This window comes from Paracoccus yibinensis (assembly GCF_030846195.1).
Lineage (GTDB): Bacteria > Pseudomonadota > Alphaproteobacteria > Rhodobacterales > Rhodobacteraceae > Paracoccus > Paracoccus yibinensis.
The window spans coordinates 399,179-419,742 of sequence record NZ_JAVCWH010000001.1 but is presented as its reverse complement, the minus strand read 5'-3'; the positions used below and the strand labels follow the sequence as shown (position 1 = coordinate 419,742).

At 64.9% G+C, this 20,564-nt stretch carries 20 protein-coding genes and 1 tRNA gene; 14 read left to right on the top strand and 7 right to left on the bottom strand.

All coding sequences use genetic code 11. The features are described from left to right. Positions 1-70: 70 nt before the first annotated feature. On the bottom strand, positions 71-631 hold the full coding sequence (gene mepK, locus RAH32_RS02170; protein ID WP_306604704.1) for a peptidoglycan L,D-endopeptidase MepK: 561 nt from the start codon (positions 629-631) through the stop codon (positions 71-73). Positions 632-1,070: 439 nt separating this feature from the next. On the opposite strand from mepK, the gene RAH32_RS02165 reads away from it, so the two are divergent. The 4 genes from RAH32_RS02165 to RAH32_RS02150 are packed head-to-tail and all read left to right on the top strand — an operon-like array spanning position 1,071 to position 5,199. Further along, positions 1,071-2,540, top strand: coding sequence for a L,D-transpeptidase family protein (locus tag RAH32_RS02165; protein ID WP_306604702.1), 1,470 nt, complete (start codon positions 1,071-1,073; stop codon positions 2,538-2,540). Positions 2,541-2,581: 41 nt separating this feature from the next. Continuing rightward, positions 2,582-3,682: a UDP-3-O-(3-hydroxymyristoyl)glucosamine N-acyltransferase gene (gene lpxD, locus RAH32_RS02160; RefSeq protein ID WP_306604700.1), complete on the top strand. Its 1,101-nt coding sequence runs from the start codon at positions 2,582-2,584 to the stop codon at positions 3,680-3,682. A gap of 12 nt (positions 3,683-3,694) precedes the next feature. Further along, entirely contained in the window at positions 3,695-3,961 is a 267-nt protein-coding gene (locus RAH32_RS02155) for an acyl carrier protein (RefSeq protein WP_306604698.1), read from the top strand. A gap of 29 nt (positions 3,962-3,990) precedes the next feature. After that, positions 3,991-5,199 (top strand): beta-ketoacyl-[acyl-carrier-protein] synthase family protein, encoded by a 1,209-nt coding sequence (locus tag RAH32_RS02150; RefSeq protein WP_306605202.1) that lies wholly within the window; start codon positions 3,991-3,993, stop codon positions 5,197-5,199. Positions 5,200-5,254: 55 nt separating this feature from the next. On the opposite strand, the gene RAH32_RS02145 is transcribed toward RAH32_RS02150, so the two are convergent. Next, a complete protein-coding gene (locus RAH32_RS02145; protein WP_306604696.1) occupies positions 5,255-6,007 on the bottom strand; it encodes an invasion associated locus B family protein in 753 nt (250 codons plus the stop codon). Positions 6,008-6,465: 458 nt separating this feature from the next. Here RAH32_RS02145 and RAH32_RS02140 point away from each other — a divergent pair, with 458 nt between their 5' ends. Beyond that, complete coding sequence (locus RAH32_RS02140; RefSeq protein WP_306604694.1) at positions 6,466-8,028, top strand: helicase HerA-like domain-containing protein; 1,563 nt, start codon at positions 6,466-6,468, stop codon at positions 8,026-8,028. Here RAH32_RS02140 and RAH32_RS02135 read toward each other — a convergent pair. Further along, on the bottom strand, positions 7,991-8,389 hold the full coding sequence (locus RAH32_RS02135; protein WP_306604692.1) for a DUF6477 family protein: 399 nt from the start codon (positions 8,387-8,389) through the stop codon (positions 7,991-7,993). The two genes, RAH32_RS02140 and RAH32_RS02135, sit on opposite strands and share 38 nt — an antisense overlap. A gap of 231 nt (positions 8,390-8,620) precedes the next feature. Here RAH32_RS02135 and RAH32_RS02130 point away from each other — a divergent pair, with 231 nt between their 5' ends. Continuing rightward, the gene (locus RAH32_RS02130; protein WP_306604689.1) at positions 8,621-9,760 is read left to right on the top strand and encodes a DUF6456 domain-containing protein; all 1,140 of its coding nucleotides are present in this window, start codon (positions 8,621-8,623) and stop codon (positions 9,758-9,760) included. A 46-nt stretch (positions 9,761-9,806) separates the two neighbouring features. Here the strand turns inward: RAH32_RS02130 and RAH32_RS02125 are convergent, their stop codons facing one another. After that, positions 9,807-11,288 (bottom strand): catalase, encoded by a 1,482-nt coding sequence (locus RAH32_RS02125; RefSeq protein WP_306604687.1) that lies wholly within the window; start codon positions 11,286-11,288, stop codon positions 9,807-9,809. 108 nt (positions 11,289-11,396) lie between these two features. On the opposite strand from RAH32_RS02125, the gene RAH32_RS02120 reads away from it, so the two are divergent. Next, the gene (locus tag RAH32_RS02120; RefSeq protein ID WP_306604685.1) at positions 11,397-12,302 is read left to right on the top strand and encodes a hydrogen peroxide-inducible genes activator; all 906 of its coding nucleotides are present in this window, start codon (positions 11,397-11,399) and stop codon (positions 12,300-12,302) included. Between the two features lie 126 nt (positions 12,303-12,428). Continuing rightward, on the top strand, positions 12,429-13,175 hold the full coding sequence (locus RAH32_RS02115; RefSeq protein ID WP_306604684.1) for a TerC family protein: 747 nt from the start codon (positions 12,429-12,431) through the stop codon (positions 13,173-13,175). Between the two features lie 41 nt (positions 13,176-13,216). On the opposite strand, the gene RAH32_RS02110 is transcribed toward RAH32_RS02115, so the two are convergent. The 3 genes from RAH32_RS02110 to RAH32_RS02100 all read right to left on the bottom strand — a co-directional run bounded on the left by RAH32_RS02110 (position 13,217) and on the right by RAH32_RS02100 (position 15,867). After that, positions 13,217-13,300, bottom strand: a tRNA-Leu gene (locus RAH32_RS02110). Positions 13,301-13,345: 45 nt separating this feature from the next. Beyond that, entirely contained in the window at positions 13,346-14,359 is a 1,014-nt protein-coding gene (gene lipA, locus RAH32_RS02105; protein ID WP_373429649.1) for a lipoyl synthase, read from the bottom strand. A 23-nt stretch (positions 14,360-14,382) separates the two neighbouring features. Beyond that, complete coding sequence (locus RAH32_RS02100; protein ID WP_306604679.1) at positions 14,383-15,867, bottom strand: hypothetical protein; 1,485 nt, start codon at positions 15,865-15,867, stop codon at positions 14,383-14,385. Between the two features lie 252 nt (positions 15,868-16,119). Between RAH32_RS02100 and RAH32_RS02095 the strand changes: the two genes are divergently transcribed. From RAH32_RS02095 to nuoE, 6 genes are all read left to right on the top strand, one after another. After that, the gene (locus RAH32_RS02095) at positions 16,120-16,584 is read left to right on the top strand and encodes a hypothetical protein (protein WP_306604677.1); all 465 of its coding nucleotides are present in this window, start codon (positions 16,120-16,122) and stop codon (positions 16,582-16,584) included. 301 nt (positions 16,585-16,885) lie between these two features. Next, on the top strand, positions 16,886-17,251 hold the full coding sequence (locus tag RAH32_RS02090; protein WP_103173238.1) for an NADH-quinone oxidoreductase subunit A: 366 nt from the start codon (positions 16,886-16,888) through the stop codon (positions 17,249-17,251). Next, complete coding sequence (locus RAH32_RS02085) at positions 17,242-17,775, top strand: NuoB/complex I 20 kDa subunit family protein (RefSeq protein ID WP_306604675.1); 534 nt, start codon at positions 17,242-17,244, stop codon at positions 17,773-17,775. The genes RAH32_RS02090 and RAH32_RS02085 overlap by 10 nt, the downstream gene beginning before the upstream one ends. Positions 17,776-17,778: 3 nt before the next feature. Further along, the gene (locus RAH32_RS02080; protein WP_306604673.1) at positions 17,779-18,396 is read left to right on the top strand and encodes an NADH-quinone oxidoreductase subunit C; all 618 of its coding nucleotides are present in this window, start codon (positions 17,779-17,781) and stop codon (positions 18,394-18,396) included. A gap of 4 nt (positions 18,397-18,400) precedes the next feature. After that, positions 18,401-19,639, top strand: a complete 1,239-nt coding sequence (locus tag RAH32_RS02075) for an NADH-quinone oxidoreductase subunit D (protein ID WP_306604671.1) — start codon at positions 18,401-18,403, stop codon at positions 19,637-19,639. After that, a complete protein-coding gene (gene nuoE, locus RAH32_RS02070; RefSeq protein WP_306604669.1) occupies positions 19,639-20,556 on the top strand; it encodes an NADH-quinone oxidoreductase subunit NuoE in 918 nt (305 codons plus the stop codon). The genes RAH32_RS02075 and nuoE overlap by 1 nt, the downstream gene beginning before the upstream one ends. The last annotated feature ends 8 nt before the right edge of the window (positions 20,557-20,564 follow it).

Sequence of the window (20,564 nt, the reverse complement as noted above, 5' to 3'; positions counted from 1 at the left end):
CATTCGTCAACAAAAGACGCCGCGCGCGAAAGGCGTGCGGCGTTGCAGGTCGTGGTGCAGGAACGATGTTTCAGGCGCCCCAGGTGCGGACGGGTCCGCAGTCCATATGGACGAAGTTGGAACGAGAATACTTGCCCACGCCCCCGGCCCGGCAGGACATCGCGGCATTGTACATCTGGCCCACCGAACGCGACTTCAGCCGCAGATCGGCAGCCTTGCCCACCATGTGCAGCGAATTGCGGGCCACCCCGGCCGAACTGCGGCGCAGCATCGCATTCGTGCGGGGCGAGCGATAGCCGGACAGCATCATGTAGGGTTCGTTGGTCTGCAGCAGCCGGTGCGAGGCGGCGGCAACGTCCACGGTGCGCGGGTCGATCCCGATGGCTTCGCCAGTGCGCCAGTCGCGCATGAAGATATTGATCTCGTTCAGGGCTTCGCGGATGTACTTTCCATCCACCCAGTAAACCGTGTCCAGGCTTTCGCCGGTCCTGCCCGAATACATGCGGATGCGGCGCATGTCGCCTGCCCCCCGCAGCAACCCGAAGGCGTTCCCCATAACCGGCGCTGCCGCCACGGTTGTAGCCGCAAACACACCCAGAATGCCGCGGCGCGAAAGAAGGTCGAATGTCATGTCAGATCGCCTGTCCCACTTCGTCTTTTTCCGCCGCAGTTGCTGCAGCGCGGCCGAGGTTATCCCCGGCTGCTTAACAATATGTCAAAAGACCGTGCGCTCAGAAATAGATTCCTTCCCTGCCGCGTGTAATTTCACTCATGTTAGGCGAGAACCTGCCGATCATCACCTGATGTGGCAAGGTCGCCGCGCGACTGTGGCGTCGTTGCAACCATTGCCCCGTCATGCGCGGAAGTGCCCTGCATTCGCTGGTGAAAAAAGGGGAACGATGACAGAATCCAAGGCTGGAATTGAAGGGACGGCGATGCGCGGCCAGACACTTTTTGCGGCTATTCTGTTGATCTGGACTGGACAATCTGCGGTTGCGCAGACGCAGGCGAGACTGGCCCCCTCGGTGGCTGTTGCCGCAGCACCACGCCTTGAATTCAGCGCCCAGGACATGGCTCTGGCTGAAAAGGCGGCAGCTGTCCCGGACCTGGCCTCCTATTACGGGTCGCATGGGTTGCGGCCGATCTTCATGGGCGAACGCGCGGGTGAACTGCGCAACGCCCTGAGCGAGGCGATCGCGACCGCGCCCCTGCATGGCATTCCGGTGGGCCGTTATGCCACGGCTGCCCTTGCCGCCGATGCCCGCGATGCGGACACCGAGGTCAGGCAGGCGCGAATCCTCGTGCGCTATATGCGGGACATGACCGGAGGCGTGGTGCGGCCGGCCTCGGTCGATCCGCTGATCAAGCGAGAGGTCCGGCGCCCGCCCATCGACCGCCTGATCCGTGATTTCACGCAGGCGCCAAACCCACGGCAGTTCCTTCTGGATCTTCAGCCGCGCCACCCTGCCTATCTCGCGCTTCAACGTGCCCTGACGGTCCAGGATACCCTGGTTGCTTCTGCCGATCTGCCCCGCGTCCCCGAAGGATTGTGGCGGACGGGAATGCGCGGCGACGGCATCGCCTTCCTGCGCGCCCGTCTGGGCAGCATCGGCTTTGACGCGCCCGCCGCTGATCCCCTGGCCTATGACGCAGCCTTGGCCGACGCGGTGGCGCGCTATCAGGCGGCGGTCGGGCTGCCTTCCGACGGGGTGGCCGGGCCCAAGACCATCCGTCACCTGAACGGCGATGTCCCGGACGATGCCCGCAACCGCGCCATCGTCGTGGCCCTGGAACGGATGCGCTGGATGGCGTCCGAGGATCTGGACGCCCGCCATGTCTGGGTGAACATCCCCGAATACACCGCCCGAATCATGGAGAACGGGGCCGAGGTTTTCCGCACCCGCGTCGTCGTGGGTCATGCCGACCACGACCGCCAGACCCCCGAGTTTTCCGATCAGATCGAATATGTCGTGGCCAATCCCCGCTGGAACGTGCCCCGGTCGATCACGGTCAAGGAATACCTGCCCAAACTGCAGGCCAACCGCCATGCGGTGTCGCATCTGGACGTCGTTGACGGGAACGGCAACGTGATCGCGCGCGACCGCATCGACTTCGGCCGCTATACGGCGGCGAACTTTCCCTATCGGATGCGGCAGAAATCCAGCGACGACAATGCCCTGGGCCTTGTGAAGTTCATCTTCCCGAACCCCTGGAACATCTATCTGCACGATACGCCGACCAAGCATCTGTTCGGCAATGCGATGCGTGCCCATTCCCATGGCTGCATCCGCATCGGCGATCCTTTCGATCTGGCCTATGCCCTTCTGTCGAAGCAGACGAACGATCCGCAGGCCATGTTCCATCGGGCGCTGGATCGTGGAAGCGAGGCATGGCTGAAGCTTACCCCCATCGTTCCCGTGCATCTGGTCTATTTCACGGCCTTCCCGGATGCGGACGGCACGATCCGCCGGTTCGAGGACGTCTATGGCCGTGACGCGCCCTTGTATGATGCGATCCAGAAGGCCGGGCTGGATTCATAGGTCCGAAAAGTCTAAGCCCCTTTCCGACAAGGGGGCGATCCATGGCAATCACGATCGGACAACTGGCGCAGGCGCTCGAGGCGAAGGCCTGGGGGGATCTGGACCTGCCCGTCACCGGCGCGGCAGAACCCCAGGCGACCGGCCCGGTCGGTCCCGAGGGCGGGGTCATCGCCATGGCCATGTCCCCGAAATATGCGGATACGCTGAAACCCGGCAGCATCGCGATCCTGGCCGAGGGAATGGACCCCCAGGCCTATGGCCTGAAGGCCGCAATCTTTGCGCCGCGCCCGCGCCTGCTGATGGCAGGGCTGACGCGCGCATTCGACCCCGGTCCCGATATTGCCCCCGGCATCCATCCGACGGCGGTCATCGACCCTTCGGCGCAGGTGGGCGAAGGCGCGGCCATCGGTCCTTTCGTGGTGATCGGCGCCGATGTGCGGATTGGCACAGGCGCCCGGATCGGGCCGCATGTGTCGATTGGTCGCGGGTCGTGCCTGGGGGACGACCTGCTGTTGAACGCGGGCGTGCGCATCGCGCATGGCGTGACGGCGGGCGACCGGCTGATCGTGCAGTCGAACGCGGTCATCGGCGGCGACGGCTTTTCCTTTGTCACCCCCGAGGAGTCGGGGATCGAGGAGATCCGCCGCACCCTGGGCACGCGCGCGGGGATCAAGCAGCAGCACTGGACCCGCATCCACTCGCTGGGCGGGGTCGAGATCGGCGATGACGTGGAAATCGGCGCGAATGCCACCATCGACCGGGGCACGATCCGCGCGACGCGCGTGGGCAACGGCACCAAGATCGACAACCTGGTGATGCTTGGCCACAATGTCACGGTGGGCGACGATTGCCTGCTGTGTTCGCAGGTGGGTATCGCCGGCTCCGCCCGGATCGGCAACCGCGTCGTGCTGGCCGGCAAGGTCGGCGTGAATGACAATATTGACGTGGGCGACGACGTGATCGCGGGTGGGGCCAGCAAGATCTTTACCCGCGTGCCGGCAGGGCGCGTGATCCTGGGCAATCCGGCGGTCAAGATGGAAACCCAGATGGAAATCCAGAAGGCCATCCGCCGCCTGCCACGTTTCGCCGAGCAACTGGCAAGGCTTCAGGAAACTGTTACACGACTGTTGGAAAAGGGCTGAGCAGGAGGCGTCATGACCGACCAGATCAGAAACCGCATCCGGGCCATCATCGCCGAGCAGGCCATGCTGGAACCCGACCAGATCACCGACGACGCGACCCCCCAGGATCTTGGCATCGACAGCCTGGGCCTGGTCGAATCGATCTTTGCCATCGAGGAAGAGTTCGACATCTCGATCCCATTCAACGCCAACGAACCCGAAAAGTCGGATTTCGACATTTCGAACATGGGCACGATCATGGCGGCGGTCGAACGGCTGGTGGCGCAGAAGGCCGCATGACGTCGAAGAATTCCGAACGGCAGGACGGGCTGCGGCGCGTGGTCATCACCGGCGCGGGCACGATCAACGCGCTTGGCCACGACGTGCCGACCACGATGGAGGCGTTCAGGCAAGGGCGCTGCGGCATCGGCCCGCTGGAATTCCGCGACGTTGACCGGCTGTCGATCCAGATCGGCGCGCAGGTCCATCCCTGGAAGGCCGAGGATTACTTCAACCGTCAGCAGATCCTGCTTTACGACAAGTTCACCCAGTTCGCCCTGCTGGCCGCCAAGCAGGCCGTCGCGCAGGCGGGCCTGGATTTCCAGGGCGCGCTTGGCCTGCGGTCCGGCGTCGTGCTGGGCACGGCGGGCGGCGGGCTGAACACCTGGGACGAGAATTACCGCACCGTCTATGAGGAAGGGAAGAACCGCGTCCATCCCTTTGTCGTTCCCAAGCTGATGAATAACGCCGCCGCAAGCCATGTCAGCATGGAATTCGGGCTGCGCGGCCCGGCCTTCACGGTGGCCACCGCCTGCGCCAGTTCCAACCATGCGATGGGCCTTGCGTTCCAGATGGTCCGGTCGGGTGGCGCGCAGGTGATGTTGACCGGCGGGTCCGAAGCGATGCTGTGCTTTGGCGGCGTCAAGGCCTGGGAAGGGCTGCGCGTCATGTCCAAGGATGCCTGCCGCCCGTTTTCGGCCAACCGCAACGGCATGGTCCAGGGCGAGGGCGCGGGCGTCTTTGTCTTCGAGGATTACGAGCATGCCCATGCCCGCGGCGCCGATATCCTGGCCGAGGTGGTGGGTTTCGCCATGTCATCGGACGCGCAGGACATCGTGATGCCCTCGGCCCAAGGTGCGGAACGCGCGATCACCGCCGCGCTGCACGATGCCGGCCTGAACCCGGAAGACGTGGGCTATATCAACGCGCACGGCACCGGGACGGCCGCGAACGACAAGACGGAATGCGCAGCCGTGGCCCATGCATTCGGCCACCACGCGGATCGGCTGATGATTTCGTCCACCAAGGCCATGCACGGCCATATCATCGGCGGCACCGGGGCGGTGGAGTTGCTGGCCTGCATCATGGCGCTGCGCGACGGGGTGATCGCGCCTACCATCGGCTATCAGGAAGCCGATCCAGAATGCGGCCTGGACGTCGTCCCGAACGAGGCGCGCGAGGCAAGGGTCGATGCGGTGCTGTCCAATGCCTTTGCGTTTGGCGGGCTGAACGCCGTGATCGCGCTGCGCCGGATCTGAGCAGCGGAAAACCGCGCCCTTGGACAAAGGGCGCGGTTTCCAGGGTTTCAGCAGGTCAGTTGGCCGGCGCTTCTTCCGCCGGAGCCTCGGCGGCAGGGGCTTGGTTGGCGGGGGCCTCGGCATAGGCGTTCAGCGCGTCAAAGGCTGCGGTGAAGCCCGACAGGGACATGGTCAGGCGCACCGGGTTTTCGCGGTCGGCGCCGAAGGGCAGCAGCGTCACCGTCGCATTCGCGCCGCGCTTCAACGCGTCAAGTTCGGCCTGGGTGAAGCCCATCCGGGACACGCAGCCGACCGGGGCACAGAAGTTGAAGGGATAGCCGCGCGGCTCGGCCGTGCCGACCGCGAAGCCAAGGCCTTGGACCAGATCGGTTTCAAGCGGTGCCACCAGCGTCGCCCCGGCCGCAACCTCGCTGTTGCGCAGCGGGATCATGGTAATCTCGGCAACCGAGTTTCCTTCTCCGTCCTTCAGCAACTGATACAGCTCGCACGGATCCTTGCCCTGCTCGGCCTTCAGGCAACGGGTGGTCCAGTCCTGATGGGTTTCCTTGACGTAATACTGCCCGGCCTGCGGTTCGGCATTGGCCGCCGGGGCGCTTTCGGCCGCAGGCGCATCCGTCGCCGTTGCGGGCGCATCCGCCGCAGGGGCGTCGGTGGCTGCTGCAGAGGCATCCGCGGCCGGTGCCGGGGACGCCGGAGCCTCGGCCGCCGGGGTGTCGGGCGCGGCCGGAGCGGTGCTGTCCTGCGCGAAGGCCGGGGCCGCGATCAAGGCGAGCGCCGCCAGGGCCGCCTGCGAAGGTTTGATTGGCATGGTTGTTTCGTCCCTTTGCTCAATGCGTTGGGGGGGCCTAACATGTCCCGCAGGGTTTGTCAGGCGACAACAGGAACAGCCCGTTCACCATGGCTTGACCCGGCTTACGGCGATTGCCCCGGACACGGACTGCCTGCATCGGCAGACGGAAAAATAAAAGGGTCGCGGCATGAACCACGACCCCAGCGCCTGATGGCGCCCCTCTCCCTGCCGGACTGGCCGGTCATCATTGATCCGCACGCTAGTCGCGCCGTCGTGATCAGTCAACAGTTCCGTGACACAGGGCCCATCACAAAAAAAAGCCGCGCCCGAAGGCGCGGCAGTCCAACAGGGAGGAAGGTTCACGCATCGACGACCTTGATGCCGAACGATTCTCATACTGGCATGAATGGGTTAACATTGTATTGTCGCGCAGGACGCCGCATCGCTCGGCGGCGCAACAGCAGGCGGGGGCGGGAATGGCGGATGTGGTGGACAGCCAGACGAATGCGGTGTTCGTGGGCGGCGGCGGCGCGGGCCATGCCAGTCCGCAAACCCTGCTGCTGAAATATGCCAACCGCCATGGGCTGATCGCGGGCGCGACCGGCACCGGCAAGACCGTGACCCTGCAAACCCTGGCCGAGTCGCTGTCGCTGGCGGGCGTCCCGGTGTTTCTGGCCGATGTGAAGGGCGATCTGGCCGGCCTGTCGCGCGCCGGCAGCGCGGATGGAAAGCTGCACCAGGCCTTTTCCGAACGGGCGTCGCAGATCGGCATTCCCCTGGCGTATCAGGCGTTCCCGGTGACTTTCTGGGATATCTGGGGCAATGCCGGCCATCCTGTCCGCACCACTCCGGCCGAAATGGGGCCGCTGCTGCTGTCGCGCCTGATGGATTTGACCGACGCGCAGGAGGGGGTGATGAACATCGCCTTCCGTGTGGCTGACGAACAGGGCCTGGCGCTGCTGGACCTGAAGGACTTGCAGGCGATGCTGGTCTGGGTCGGCCAGAACGCAGCCGACCTGTCGCTGCGCTATGGCAATGTCAGCACGGCCAGTGTGGGCGCGATCCAGAGGGCCTTGCTGGTTCTGGAAAACCAGGGCGGCGACAGCCTGTTCGGGGAACCTGCGCTGGAACTGTCGGACATTATGCGGCAGGATGCCTCGGGGAAGGGGATGATCAACATCCTGGCCGCCGACCGGCTGATGCAGTCGCCCCGGCTTTATGCGACCTTCCTGTTGTGGCTGTTGTCCGAACTGTTCGAGCAACTGCCCGAGGTTGGCGACCCTGACCGCCCGCGCATCGCATTCTTCTTCGACGAGGCGCATCTGCTGTTCGACGATGCGCCGAAGGCGTTGATCGAAAAAGTCGAACAGGTTGCGCGCCTGATCCGGTCGAAGGGGGTCAGCATCTGGTTCGTCAGCCAGAATCCCACCGATATTCCCGATGCGATCCTGGGACAGCTTGGCAACCGCATCCAGCACGCGCTGCGCGCCTTTACCGCCAAGGACCAGAAGGCGCTGCGCATGGCGGCCCAGAACTATCGCGCCAATCCTGATTTCGACACGGCGGAGGCCATCCAGAACGTCGGCACCGGCGAGGCCGTTACTTCGCTTCTGGAGGCGAAGGGCGTGCCGGGCGTGGTGCAGCGAACGCTGATTCGCCCGCCCTTCAGCAGGCTTGGTCCTATCAGCGATACCGAGCGGGCCGAGACAATGAACGCGTCCCCCCTGGGCCTGAAATACGGCCAGGCCGTTGACCGAGTTTCGGCGCACGAGATGCTGGCCCGGAAGGCAGAGGAGGCCGCAAAGGCCGCCGCCCAGGCCGAAGCGAAGGCCAAAGAGAACGACGCGCTGTTCGACATGACGCGGGACGAATACCGCAACGCGCGCCGTTACGAGCCACGGGACGAGGGACGCACCCGATCGTCCCGCAGCGATTCGATCGTGGAAACCTTCGGGAAAAGTCTGGCACGGCAGCTTGGCACGAGATCCGGCCAGGCCATTGTCAGGGGCGTGCTGGGATCGCTGTTCCGGGGCCGCTGATCGCAGCACCGACCTGCGCCAGCAGCGCTGCCCCCATCTGCGCGGCCGACCTGACCGCGATGGGGGCATCCGCGACGGCGGCGCGCATTTCCGCAAGGATGGCGATCATCAGCAGAACGTGCCGGTGCATGTCGTATTCCGCCGCGCGTTGCAGACGGGCATCGTTCAGCAGGGCTTCTTCGGCCCGCAGACGCGGCAGGGCAGCGCCGGGGGCGGGGCAGTGGTCGGTGCGAAGCAGGCGTTTCAGGTCGCGGTCGCGCTTCCATCCGGCCTGACCTTCGCGCGCCGCGCGGATCAGGCAGCGCGGTCGGCGCAGCGGTTCGGCCACGGGGCGGGGGCGGAAAGCGATCACGTTCGACATGTAGCTCATTTCAGAACTGTCCCATTCAAGTTGGTGCGACCAGCTTCACACAACTTTAACGGGTGTTGCCTGCTGCTTTATCGCAGCGTGCGCTGAGGCAACGCATCTTTAGGGTTTGTTAGGGAATGTTGCGGCTATCTGCTGATTATCAGCCGTTCCATTAACCACGCTTAACGCAACCCAAGGTAGTTCGGTTCCTTCAAGCTGCCTAAGGATGACAAGGGACAAGACATGACGCTTTTGACCGGTGATTTCGCCATCGACAGCCTAGCCGCGGAGCACCGTTCGCCGACCGAGGCCATAGACACCCCCGCCAGCGACCTGCCGGATGATGCGCGGCTTTATCTGCGCCATGTCGAGGGAGGCCAGTCGATCCGCGCCCTGGCCCGGTCCGAAGGCTGCCACGCATCGACCATCCTGCGGCGCATCCGCCGGTTCGAGGCGCGGCGCGACGACCCCCTGATCGACGGCGCCCTGACCGAAATCGCCGAAAGCCCGCGCAAGCTGGACGAACGCCAGGCGCTGCGCCTGCTGCGGCGCCTGGCCGAACCAGGGGCCGTCCTGGTCACGGCCGAGGGGATGGACAAGGCCATCATCAGCCGCGACGATATCAGAACGGCGGTTCTTGACCGCTGGATCGCCGAAACGATGGCATTGAAGGGGTGGGTGACGCCTTCTGCCGCCCCTGGGCGGGTCCAGCGTTACGCGATCGCGCCTGCCGGTCGGGATGCCCTGCGCGCGATGCTGCGTTCCCCGCGGCAGCGCAAGGCCGTCCCTGGTCCCGCCGATTTCACCGACGCAAGCCCCGTTGCCAACGACAATACCCCCGGCATGGCCGAGGCGCCCGCCGCCTTCGATCACGCCGACCGTCATCGGGTCTGGGAAAAGCGCGTCATCGAAGACCCCGAGGATGGCCGCCGTCGCCGCACCCGCGTCAACATCGCCGAAAGTCCGCTTCTTCTGCTGGCGCGCCGTCGTGATGGGGCCGGCAAGCCCTTCCTGTCGCCCGGCATGGTCGCCGCCGGCGAACGCCTGCGCGAGGATTTCGAACTGGCGCAGATGGGTCCGCGCGTCACGCAGAACTGGGCCGGCTTCATGACATCGGGCATCGATGTCAGCCGCAGCGGCGGGGGCTATCGCGGCGGATCGGAATCGGCGCGCGACCGGGTGGCGATGGCCCTGCGCGATCTTGGCCCCGGCATGGGCGACATCGTGCTGCGCGTCTGCTGCTTCCTGGAAGGGATCGAGATGACCGAGCGCCGCCTTGGCTGGTCGGCACGGTCGGGCAAGATCGTGCTGCGGTTGGCGCTGATGCGGCTGGAACGGCATTATGAGGAAACCTATGGAAGCGGTTCCCGGCTAATCGGCTGAGACGAAAAAGGGGGCGCGGACGCCCCCTTTTCTTCTTGCGTGACTATCACTCGGCGGCGTGGCGATGCGCCGCCTTTTCCGCACGCGCCGCCCGGATCCCCGCGCCATAGGCCGGACTGATCCGGTCGAAATGGACCAGAACGCGTTCGAGCACGTCTTCGTCCGCACCCTCCATGGCGGCGGCGATGTTCTTGTAGAGCCGCGCCCGTTCCTCGTCGTTCAGCACCCGGTCATGCAGCGCGCGCGGCTGTTCGTAATCGTCGATCATCTGCCGATGCGGCTGGCGTGCGGCCACGCCGGACAGGCGCAGCGGGGGTTCGGCGAAGGACGGATCCTCGACCGCGCCGCCACGGCTGTTCGGCTCGTAATAGGCGTCGGTGCTGCCCGTCACCCCTCCAAAGAAGTTCATCTGCCCATCCTTGTGATAGTGGTGGACCGGGCATTTCGGCGCGTTTACCGGCAGGTGCTCGTAATGCGTGCCCAGGCGATAGCGATGCGCGTCGGCATAGCTGAAGACGCGGGCCTGCAGCATCTTGTCGGGGCTGTAGCCGATGCCGCGGACCTTGTTCGACGGGCTGAAGGCCGCCTGCTCGATCTGGGCGAAATAGTTGTCGGCATTGCGGTTCAGCTCGAACTCGCCCACCTCGATCAACGGATAGTCCCCGTGCGGCCAGACCTTGGTCAGGTCGAAGGGATCATAGGGCGTCTTCTCGGCGTCCAGTTCCGGCATGATCTGGACATACATGGTCCAGCGCGGGAACTCGCCACGCTCGATCTTGCCGAACAGCGCCTCTTGATAGCCTTCGCGGGTATGGCCGATGATCTCGGCGGCCTCGCCGTTGGTATAGAAGCGGTGGCCCTGGCGGGTCTTGAAGTGGAACTTGACCCAGAACCGCTCGCCCTCCGTGTTCCAGAAGGAATAGGTGTGGCTGCCGAAGCCGTCCATGAAGGTCGGATCCTGCGGAAGGCCCCGGTCCGACATCAGGATCGTCACCTGGTGCAGCGATTCGGGCACCTGGCCCCAGAAGTCCCACATGGCGGTGGCGCTGCGCAGGTTGGTGCGCGGGTGACGCTTCTGCGTGTGGATGAAGTCGGGGAACTTCAGCGGGTCGCGGACAAAGAACACGGGCGTGTTGTTGCCCACCAGATCCCAGTTGCCCTCGTCGGTATAGAACTTCAGGGCGAATCCGCGCACGTCGCGCTCGTGGTCGGCCGCGCCCATCTCGCCCGCAACGGTGGAAAACCGCGCCAGCATCGGGGTGGTCTTGCCGACCTGCCCGAAGATCGAGGCGCAGCTGTATCGCGTAATGTCATGGGTCACGGTGAAGGTGCCGAAGGCGCCCCAGCCTTTCGCATGAACCACGCGTTCCGGGATGCGTTCGCGGTTCTGGTGCGCCAGCTTTTCCAGAAGCTGGTAATCCTGCATCAGCACCGGGCCGCGGTCGCCGGCGGTCTCGCTGTGCTGGTTCGACGCGATCGGCGCGCCGGCCGTGGTGGTCATCCGGGGACGGGACGTGTCCTGGGTCATGCCTTGGCTCCTTCAGAATGGGTTGGGCAGAATGGGTTGGGTTGTTTCTGACCGAACAGGGGCATAAACGGAAATCGGATAAATCAATGAATCCGATAAGGATGCCTGATGAACATCACCCTTCGCCAGTTGCGCTATTTCCTGGCGCTGGCCCAGCAGGCGCATTTCACCCGCGCGGCCGAGGTGATGAACGTCACCCAGCCTGCGCTTTCCATGCAGATCCGCGCGCTGGAGGAGGAGGTCGGCGCCCCCCTGGTCGAACGGACCCCGGCGGGAGTGTTGCTGACCCCGCAGGGCCGCGCGCTGGAGGCCCATGCCCGCAAGGTGATGGCGGCGATGGCGGGGCTGGAGCAGGGGATGCGCCAGCCGGGGCAGGGCGGGCGGCTGATGCTGGGGATGATCCCCACCGTCGCCCCCTATCTGCTGCCCGAGGCGCTGCCGGTCCTGCGCGCCCAGGACATCGGCCGCGACCTGCACCTGCGCGAGGCGCAAACCGACCGGCTGGTCGAGGAGCTGGTCCAGGGGCGGCTGGACGTGGCCGTGGTGGCGACCGCGCCCGACAGCCCCGATCTGGCCGCGACCCCGCTGTTCACCGACCGCTTCCTGCTGGCGGGCAGCCCCGACCAGATCGCCCGCGTCAGTGCGCTGCGGCCCGGGCCGCGCGACCTGGATCCCGGCCAGTTGCTGCTGCTGGACGAAGGGCATTGCCTGGGCGCTCAGGCGCTGGAGGTCTGCGGGCTTGGCCGCCGTGGCGCGCGGCTGGACCTGGGCGCGGCCTCGCTGTCAACGCTGTGCCGGCTGGCGGCGCAGGGGATGGGGCTGACCTTCCTGCCGCAGCTTGCCCTCCGCCAGGAACGCGCGGCCGCCCCCGGCCTGTCGGTGGTCGAGTTTCCCGACCCCCAGCCATCGCGAAAGGTGCTGCTGCTGCGCCGCGCCTCGACCCCGCCGGGCGGCTGGCTGGACGACCTGGCGGCCACCCTGGCCGGGGCGGGCCAGCGGGTGATGGCGGGCTGACGGGGCAGGGCCGCTTGACGGCGCCTCCATGGCCCGCCAAGCATGATGCCGCAACGCGAAAACACGGAACCACTTGGGCAGGACGGACTTTCCTGACCAACGGCCCTTTTTTACAGGAATTTGCCCATGCAGGACATCATCGCCCTTATGCAGCAACCCGAAGCCTGGGTGGCGCTTGCCACCCTTATGGTGATGGAGATCGTGCTGGGCATCGACAACCTGCTGTTCATCTCGATCCTGTCGAACAAGCTGCCCCACGGCCAGCGTGAGCGCGCGCGCAAGATCGGCATCGGCCTGGCGCTGATCATGCGGCTGGGATTGCTGGCGACGATCGCCTGGATCGTGCAGCTGACGCAGCCCGTGGTGACGATTCTGGGGAATGAACTGTCCTGGAAGGACATGATCTTGATTGCGGGCGGTCTGTTCCTGGTCTGGAAGGCCACCAAGGAAATCCACCACCACGTCGATCCTGTCGATCACGAGGACACGATGGTGGGCGTCGCCGGCATCACCTTTGGAGGCGCCATCGTGCAGATCCTGATGTTGGACCTGGTTTTTTCCATCGACAGCATCATCACCGCCGTGGGCATGACGCCGCATGTGGAAATCATGGTCGTGTCCGTCGTCGTGGCCGTCACCGTGATGCTGCTTGCGGCGAACCCGCTGGCGGCCTTCATCGGCAAGAACCCCACCATCGTGATGCTGGCGCTGTCCTTCCTGCTGCTGATCGGCACCACCCTGATCGCCGAGGGCTTCGGCGTGCATGTCCCGAAGGGCTATGTCTATGCCGCGATGGCCTTCTCGGCCATTGTCGAGGCGCTGAACATGTGGGCTCGCAACGCCCGCATCCGCAACAAGGCCAGCACGCATTAGCGGCTGGCCGGAGGGCCTTTGGGTATCATGTCAGGAAAGGCTGGTACCCGAGGTCGGACTCGAACCGACATGCCTTGCGGCGGCGGATTTTGAATCCGCTACGTCTACCATTCCGTCACTCGGGCCTTCTGTGCCTGCCCTAGCGCGAGGCAGGCGTCTTTGCAAGGGGGTCAGGCGCGGCCCAGCTTCTGCAAGCGCGCGGCGCGCAGCCGGGCGAAGTCGTCGCCGGCGTGATAGGACGACCGGGTCAGCGGCGTGGCCGAAACCATCAGGAAGCCCTTGCCGTAGGCAGCCTTTTCATAGCCCGCGAACTCCTCGGGCGTGACGAAGCGGTCCACGCGGTGATGTTTGGGCGTCGGTTGCAGATACTGGCCGATGGTCATGAAGTCGATGTCGGCGGCGCGCATGTCGTCCATGACCTGCAAGACGCTGCCCCGATCCTCGCCCAGGCCCACCATGATGCCCGACTTGGTGAACATCGCAGGGTCCAGTTCCTTCACCTTCTGCAACAGCCGCAGCGAATGGAAATAACGCGCGCCGGGCCGGACCGTGGGATAGAGCGCAGGCACCGTTTCCAGGTTGTGGTTGAAGACATCGGGCCGCGCCTCGACCACGATCTCAACCGAACCTGGCTTCGATTTCAAGAAGTCGGGGACCAGCACCTCGATAGTCGAATCGGGACTGCGGTGGCGGATGGCGCGGATGGTCTGGGCGAAGTGATCCGCGCCGCCGTCGTCCAAGTCGTCGCGGTCCACGGAGGTGATGACCACATGCTTCAAGCCCAGCTTTTGCACGGCATGGGCAACGCGGCCGGGTTCGAACACGTCAAGGGCGTTGGGCTTGCCGGTCGCGACGTTGCAGAAGGTGCAGCCGCGCGTGCAGATTTCCCCCATGATCATCATGGTGGCGTGGCCCTGCGACCAGCATTCGCCCACGTTCGGGCAGCCGGCTTCCTCGCACACGGTGGACAGGCGGTTGTCCTTCATGATGTCGCGGGTGCGCTTGTAGCCGTCCGAGGTCGGCGCCTTCACGCGGATCCAGGCAGGCTTCTTGGGCTGTTCCTGATCGGGCCTGTGGGCCTTTTCCGGGTGTCTCTGGTCGGGAATCCGAAGATCGCGCAAGGCATGTCCTTTCGGTCGCGGTTGCGGCAGAAATAACCGCTTCGCGGGTTCAGTGCAACGCATGGTCGCCATGTGCGGATCGAAGGTCAGGACGCCTGTCTGCCGCGCCCGACCAGCCGGGACACGAACCGAAGCGGTGCCGTCACCCGCCACGATGTGCTGGCCAGGAACGCCGCCTCGCATTGGCTTGTCTCGGCACGGGCCTGGTCGCGTTCGGTCGTCAGCCGCTGGCAATTCACCGCCAGGCCGTCCCGCTCGGCACGCAACGTCTGTTCGGCCTGCCGCGCCGCTGCCAGGTCAGCCGCAAGGCGCGCGCCTTCCGCCGAGAGACGGCTCGAGTCCGCTATCAGGCTGTCGCGCGCCCTGACGGTGACGGCCAGTTCGGCTGACAGGATGTCCGCCCTTGCCCTTTCCTGCAGCGCGACGGCAGAGGCCTCCTGCACCTTGGCGATCAGGTCCACGATGCGCAGCGACGCCACGGTGGGGTCCTTCATCGCGACCGACAGTTCCTGTCGTTCCGCCTGTTCCCGGGCCTGCAGGTCAGCGAATTCCTTCAACTGCTGTTCGGCTGTCTGGTGGCGTTCCACCAGGGTGCTGTGGCGCGCATTCAGGTCGTCGAATTCCGCCCTGTTGCGATCCAGGTGACCGCCAAGGTCGTCCAGTTTCCCTTGAAGGCTTGTCACCTCTTTTGCGCGCAACACGGATTTCCGTGCCAGGGCGTCATACAGGGGGCCGACCTGATCCAGGGCGGCGCGCATCCTGTCCAGCCTTGCGTGATCTTCGCGGACCTCGCCGTCCCGCGCCCAGCGGTCCATGATGGCAAGCGTTTCCGTCAGCAAGGGCGGCACGTCGCCGGCAGCCTTGGTACGGTCACGATCATGGAAATGCTGCAAGTCGCGGCTGAGGAAATCGTCAACCCCCGACTGAACCGTGTCAGGGGGGCAGGGCCAGGCAAAGTCCAGCACCTGCGCGACGCGGGTCATCTCGGAACGCCAGTCCGTCAGAAGCGCCTCGTAGCAGGTAAAGGCCCGGGGCAGGCCGCGGCTTTCGGCCTCGGCGTCAAGGACATGCCGTTCCCACAGAAGCAGCCCGTATTCCGCGTCATAGCCTGTCCAGCGGGTCAGCGAGGGGGCGACGTCCAGGGGCGGGCGGTGCGTGTGGATGATCAGCGGCCGCGCCCCGAAGCGTGACAGCGCCTTCTGCCAGAAGGGCATCAGCCGGCAGACGCGCGGATCCTTCATGACGAAGACCGGCGCCTCGCCGTAGTCCAGGGTCAGGGTTTCCACCGCTTCGGCCAGGAAGGGTTCGGCCCCGTCGCCTTCAAGCCACTCGTCTGGAAAGCGGCGCGGATCCCACCAGGTGGTGCCCGCTGCATCCAGCAGCCTGTCGTTCAATTTCATGATGCGGTTCGATTCGAAGAACCCCTTGGCGTTCATCTCGGTCCCGGCCATCAGATCCTGTGGCAGCGCCGCCCCAAGATGGCCCACGACCCCCGCCAGCGCCGAGGTGCCCGACCGATGCATCCCCAGGACGATCAGGGCGGTTTTCGCAAGCTTGGGATCTTCCATCATCTGCTCCGGCGCATTCCACGACACAAGGCCAAGGCCCAGCGCTGTTTGTTGGATAGACGGAGGTTTGGCAAGTCCGGCCGGCACGGCATGGACATGTGGTCCGGGACGCGCCCGAAGAACTGAAATGCCTCATGCGCCATCCTGGTTCGGCCCGTGTTGTCAACGATGTCGTGTAGGGCGGCGGACGGAACAAGTTGTTCGTCAAGGGGTTCGTTCACCAATGAACCCTTTTGAAACGTAACGGAGGAAGGTATGTCTATCAAATCTCTTACCGCACCGCTGGCGATCGCCGCCGCCCTTGGCTTCGGGTCCACCGCCTTCGCGCAGACGATGGTCGGAACGCAGGAAGTCAGCGAAGCCGACATGGCCGCCGTCGCCGAACATTGCCGGACCCTGGCCATGGGTTCGGATGATCAGGCCACCAGCGCGACCGAGTCCGGCGGCGATGCGGGCAATTCCGGCAATGCGGACGACGATTCGGTGTCCGGCACCGGCCCCGACACGGATGCCGGCACCATGGATGCCGCGCAACCCACCACGGGCAACGAAGGCAACCAGGACGACGACTCGCGCGATCCGGCCATGGCCGCTACGGCATCCGACAACTCGGCCACGGCGACGACCGGTCTGGAAGGCAACCAGGATGCCGACCAGTTCTCGGGCACGATCAACATGGAGATCATCACCCTGGCCGATTGCCAGGCTGCGGGGATGTAACGGTCCCATCCCATTGTGCGACCAAGGGCAGCCTCCAGGGGCTGCCTTTTTTGTGGATTGGGGCCCCCGTCGCGGTGTTCGGGCGTCTTGAAACCGGCGCTGCCCGGAACCATCTGAGCGACAGACGATCGGAAAGCAACTTTCCGCATCGCCTTGCAGCCAATGTTGAAGCGCCGCGAATTGCACCTGCGCCAGGGTTTGCCGCCCGTTGACCCCGCTGGCCCACAGGTCTAAACGGACGCACAGCTAACCCGTCGCGGGCAGCCACAGCTTTTCCGCGGCCGACAAGGGAAACTTGCCCGTGGAAACCTTGCTCCAGGACTATCTGCCGATCCTCGTCTTTGCGGGAATGGCGTCGGCGCTGGCACTGATCCTGATCCTTGCGGCCGTGGTCGTTGCCGTGCGCAATCCTGACCCGGAAAAGGTCAGCGCCTATGAATGCGGCTTCAACGCCTTCGACGACGCGCGGATGAAGTTCGACGTGCGCTTCTATCTGGTGTCGATCCTGTTCATCATCTTCGACCTTGAAGTGGCCTTCCTGTTCCCCTGGGCGGTCAGCTTCGCAGGCCTGTCGGACGTGGCCTTCTGGTCGATGATGGTGTTTCTGGCCGTGCTGACCGTGGGCTTTGCCTATGAATGGAAGAAAGGTGCGCTTGAATGGGCGTGATGACCGGAGCGAATACCGCCGGTCCCGACCGCGAGGTCGCGACTGCCGCGCTGAACCAGGAATTGCAGGACAAGGGTTTCCTGCTGACCAGAACCGAAGACGTCATCAACTGGGCGCGCAACGGCTCGCTGCACTGGATGACGTTCGGGCTGGCCTGCTGCGCGGTCGAGATGATGCATACCTCGATGCCGCGCTATGACGTGGAACGCTTCGGCACGGCGCCGCGCGCGTCCCCGCGCCAGTCGGACCTGATGATCGTCGCGGGCACCGTGACCAACAAGATGGCCCCCGCTGTCCGCAAGGTCTATGACCAGATGCCCGAGCCGCGCTATGTCATCAGCATGGGAAGCTGCGCCAATGGCGGCGGCTATTACCATTACAGCTATTCGGTGGTGCGCGGCGTGGACCGGATCGTGCCCGTGGACATCTATGTCCCCGGCTGCCCGCCGACGGCCGAGGCTCTGCTCTATGGCATCCTGCAACTCCAGCGCCGGATCCGGCGCACCGGCACGCTGGTGAGGTAAGTCATGGCCGTCTATCCCGACATCGACGCGCTGGAACAGCTGGCCGAACATCTTCGCCTGCGCTGCGGGGACCAGGTTCTGGATGCGACCGTCGCCTTCGGCGAGCTGACCGTGACCTCGACGCTGTCCAGCATCGTGGATTTGATCGAGTTCCTGCGCACCGACAGCAGCTGCCGTTTCTCGACGCTGATAGACATCACCGCCGTCGATCACCCCGAACGGCCGCAGCGTTTCGACGTGGTATGGCACCTGCTGTCCATGTATCAGAACCAGCGGATCCGCGTGAAGGTCGCCATCCGCGAGGATGAGGTCGTCCCGTCGATCACGCGCATCCATCCCTGCGCCAACTGGCTGGAGCGCGAGACGTTCGACATGTTCGGGATCCTGTTCTCGGGCCACCCGGACCTGCGCCGGATCCTGACCGATTACGGCTTCAGCGGCTTTCCCTTGCGCAAGGACTTCCCGACCACCGGCTATGTCGAGGTTCGCTATGACGAATCCGAAAAGCGCGTGATCTACGAACCCGTGCGTCTGACGCAGGAATACCGCCAGTTCGATTTCCTTTCGCCGTGGGAAGGCGCGAAATACGTGCTGCCCGGCGACGAAAAGACCAAGGGGTAAGGCCATGGACGGCGATATCCGCACCAACCAATACGACGACGGTTCCGCCGACACCCTGGTGGGCGAACAGAAGATCCGCAACTTCAACATCAACTTCGGTCCCCAGCACCCGGCGGCGCATGGCGTGCTGCGCATGGTGCTGGAACTGGACGGCGAGGTGGTGGAACGCGCCGACCCGCATATCGGTCTGCTGCATCGCGGGACCGAAAAGCTGATGGAAAGCAGGACCTACCTGCAGAATCTGCCCTATTTCGACCGGCTGGACTATGTCTCGCCCATGAACCAGGAACATGCCTGGTGCCTGGTGATCGAGCGCCTGACCGGCACGGTCGTGCCGCGCCGTGCCAGCCTGATCCGGGTCCTGTATGCCGAGATCGGCCGGATCCTGAACCATCTGCTTGGCGTGACCACGGGAGCAATGGACGTGGGCGCCCTGACGCCGCCCTTGTGGGGCTTCGAGGCGCGTGAGGATCTGATGATCTTCTATGAACGCGCCAGCGGGTCGCGTCTGCACGCCAACTACTTCCGGCCGGGCGGTGTTCACCAGGACCTGCCGCCGGACCTGATCGACGACCTCGATGCCTGGTGCGACCGGTTCCCGAAGCTTCTGGATGACCTGGATACCCTGCTGACCGAAAACCGGATCTTCAAGCAGCGTCTGGTTGGCATCGGCGTCGCCACCGAACAGGATGCGCTGGACTGGGGCTTTTCCGGGGTGATGGCGCGCGGTTCGGGCCTGGCCTGGGACTTGCGACGGTCGCAGCCCTACGAGTGCTATAGCGAATTCGATTTCAAGATACCGGTCGGCCGGAATGGCGACAGCTACGACCGCTATCTGATCCGCATGCAGGAAATGCGGGAATCGACCAGGATCATGAAGCAGGCCATCCAGAAGCTGCGGGCGGAACCCGCAGGCGACGTGCTGGCGCGCGGCAAGCTGACCCCGCCCCGCCGCGGAGAGATGAAGCGCGACATGGAAAGCCTGATTCATCACTTCAAGCTTTATACCGAAGGCTTCCGGGTTCCGGCAGGCGAGGTTTATGCAGCAGTCGAGGCCCCCAAGGGCGAATTCGGCGTCTATCTGGTAAGCGACGGCACCAACAAACCTTATCGCGCCAAGCTGCGCGCGCCTGGCTTCGGGCATCTTCAGGCCATGGACTTCCTGGCCAAAGGCCATCTTCTGGCCGATGTGCCCGCCCTGATCGCCACCCTTGACATCGTGTTCGGAGAGGTTGACCGCTGATGCTCCGCCGTCTTTCGCCGGTTCAGCCGGACAGCTTCGCATTCACGCCTGCCAACCTGGAGTGGGCCTATGCCCAGATGTCCAAATACCCGGAAGGCCGCCAGCAATCGGCGATCATTCCGGTCCTGTGGCGCGCGCAGGAACAGGAAGGCTGGCTGTCCCGGCCTGCCATAGAATACTGCGCCGAACTGCTGGGCATGCCCTATATCCGGGCGCTGGAAGTCGCGACATTCTACTTCATGTTCCAGCTTCAACCCGTTGGGTCCGTTGCCAATATCCAGATCTGCGGCACCACCACCTGCATGATCTGCGGGGCCGAGGACCTGATCGCCGTCTGCAAGCGCAAGATCGCGCCGGCGCCGCATACCCTGTCCGCCGACGGAAAGTTCAGCTGGGAAGAGGTCGAGTGCCTGGGCGCCTGCACCAATGCGCCCATGGCCCAGATCGGCAAGGACTATTACGAGGATCTGACCCCGGCCAGGCTGGAAGAACTGATCGACGCCTTCTCGGCCGGCCAGGTGCCGCTGCCGGGGCCGCAGAACGGCCGCTTTTCGTCCGAGCCGCTGGGCGGTCCGATCGCGCTTGCCCATCTGAAGGGGCAGGGCGACAGTCTGAACGCCAGCGCAGCCCTGGCGCGCGACATTGGCGAGACCGTCAAGCGCATCGACGGGACCGAGGTGCCGATCCTGACCAAATGGCTGCGCAACCCCGAGGCTGCCGTGGACGACCAGACCGGCGTCGATACCGCCCCGGAAGCCGAACCGCGCCCCTCGGAAGGTGTGCCGGTGGATGCGACCGGCATAACCGCGCAGGAGGCGCAGGCCGCGTCCGCAGCGCGTCCTGTTTCGGACCGCAATCCCGCCGGGATCCGGGGGATCGAGGAAGCGGAGCAGAAGGACGAGACGACGGACCGATAGGCCACGGG

Excerpts from the sequence above, each read along its gene's own strand:
- lipA (WP_373429649.1), bottom strand. The coding sequence starts at position 14,359 with ATGCGTTGCACTGAACCCGCGAAGCGGTTATTTCTGCCGCAACCGCGA.
- RAH32_RS02125 (WP_306604687.1), bottom strand. The coding sequence starts at position 11,288 with ATGACCCAGGACACGTCCCGTCCCCGGATGACCACCACGGCCGGCGCG.
- RAH32_RS02115 (WP_306604684.1), top strand. The coding sequence starts at position 12,429 with ATGCAGGACATCATCGCCCTTATGCAGCAACCCGAAGCCTGGGTGGCG.
- RAH32_RS02130 (WP_306604689.1), top strand. The coding sequence starts at position 8,621 with ATGACGCTTTTGACCGGTGATTTCGCCATCGACAGCCTAGCCGCGGAG.
- nuoE (WP_306604669.1), top strand. The coding sequence starts at position 19,639 with ATGCTCCGCCGTCTTTCGCCGGTTCAGCCGGACAGCTTCGCATTCACG.
- RAH32_RS02140 (WP_306604694.1), top strand. The coding sequence starts at position 6,466 with ATGGCGGATGTGGTGGACAGCCAGACGAATGCGGTGTTCGTGGGCGGC.
- RAH32_RS02100 (WP_306604679.1), bottom strand. The coding sequence starts at position 15,867 with ATGATGGAAGATCCCAAGCTTGCGAAAACCGCCCTGATCGTCCTGGGG.
- RAH32_RS02085 (WP_306604675.1), top strand. The coding sequence starts at position 17,242 with ATGGGCGTGATGACCGGAGCGAATACCGCCGGTCCCGACCGCGAGGTC.
- mepK (WP_306604704.1), bottom strand. The coding sequence starts at position 631 with ATGACATTCGACCTTCTTTCGCGCCGCGGCATTCTGGGTGTGTTTGCG.
- lpxD (WP_306604700.1), top strand. The coding sequence starts at position 2,582 with ATGGCAATCACGATCGGACAACTGGCGCAGGCGCTCGAGGCGAAGGCC.
- RAH32_RS02080 (WP_306604673.1), top strand. The coding sequence starts at position 17,779 with ATGGCCGTCTATCCCGACATCGACGCGCTGGAACAGCTGGCCGAACAT.
- RAH32_RS02075 (WP_306604671.1), top strand. The coding sequence starts at position 18,401 with ATGGACGGCGATATCCGCACCAACCAATACGACGACGGTTCCGCCGAC.
- RAH32_RS02120 (WP_306604685.1), top strand. The coding sequence starts at position 11,397 with ATGAACATCACCCTTCGCCAGTTGCGCTATTTCCTGGCGCTGGCCCAG.
- RAH32_RS02155 (WP_306604698.1), top strand. The coding sequence starts at position 3,695 with ATGACCGACCAGATCAGAAACCGCATCCGGGCCATCATCGCCGAGCAG.
- RAH32_RS02165 (WP_306604702.1), top strand. The coding sequence starts at position 1,071 with ATGGCTCTGGCTGAAAAGGCGGCAGCTGTCCCGGACCTGGCCTCCTAT.
- RAH32_RS02135 (WP_306604692.1), bottom strand. The coding sequence starts at position 8,389 with ATGTCGAACGTGATCGCTTTCCGCCCCCGCCCCGTGGCCGAACCGCTG.
- RAH32_RS02095 (WP_306604677.1), top strand. The coding sequence starts at position 16,120 with ATGTCTATCAAATCTCTTACCGCACCGCTGGCGATCGCCGCCGCCCTT.
- RAH32_RS02145 (WP_306604696.1), bottom strand. The coding sequence starts at position 6,007 with ATGCCAATCAAACCTTCGCAGGCGGCCCTGGCGGCGCTCGCCTTGATC.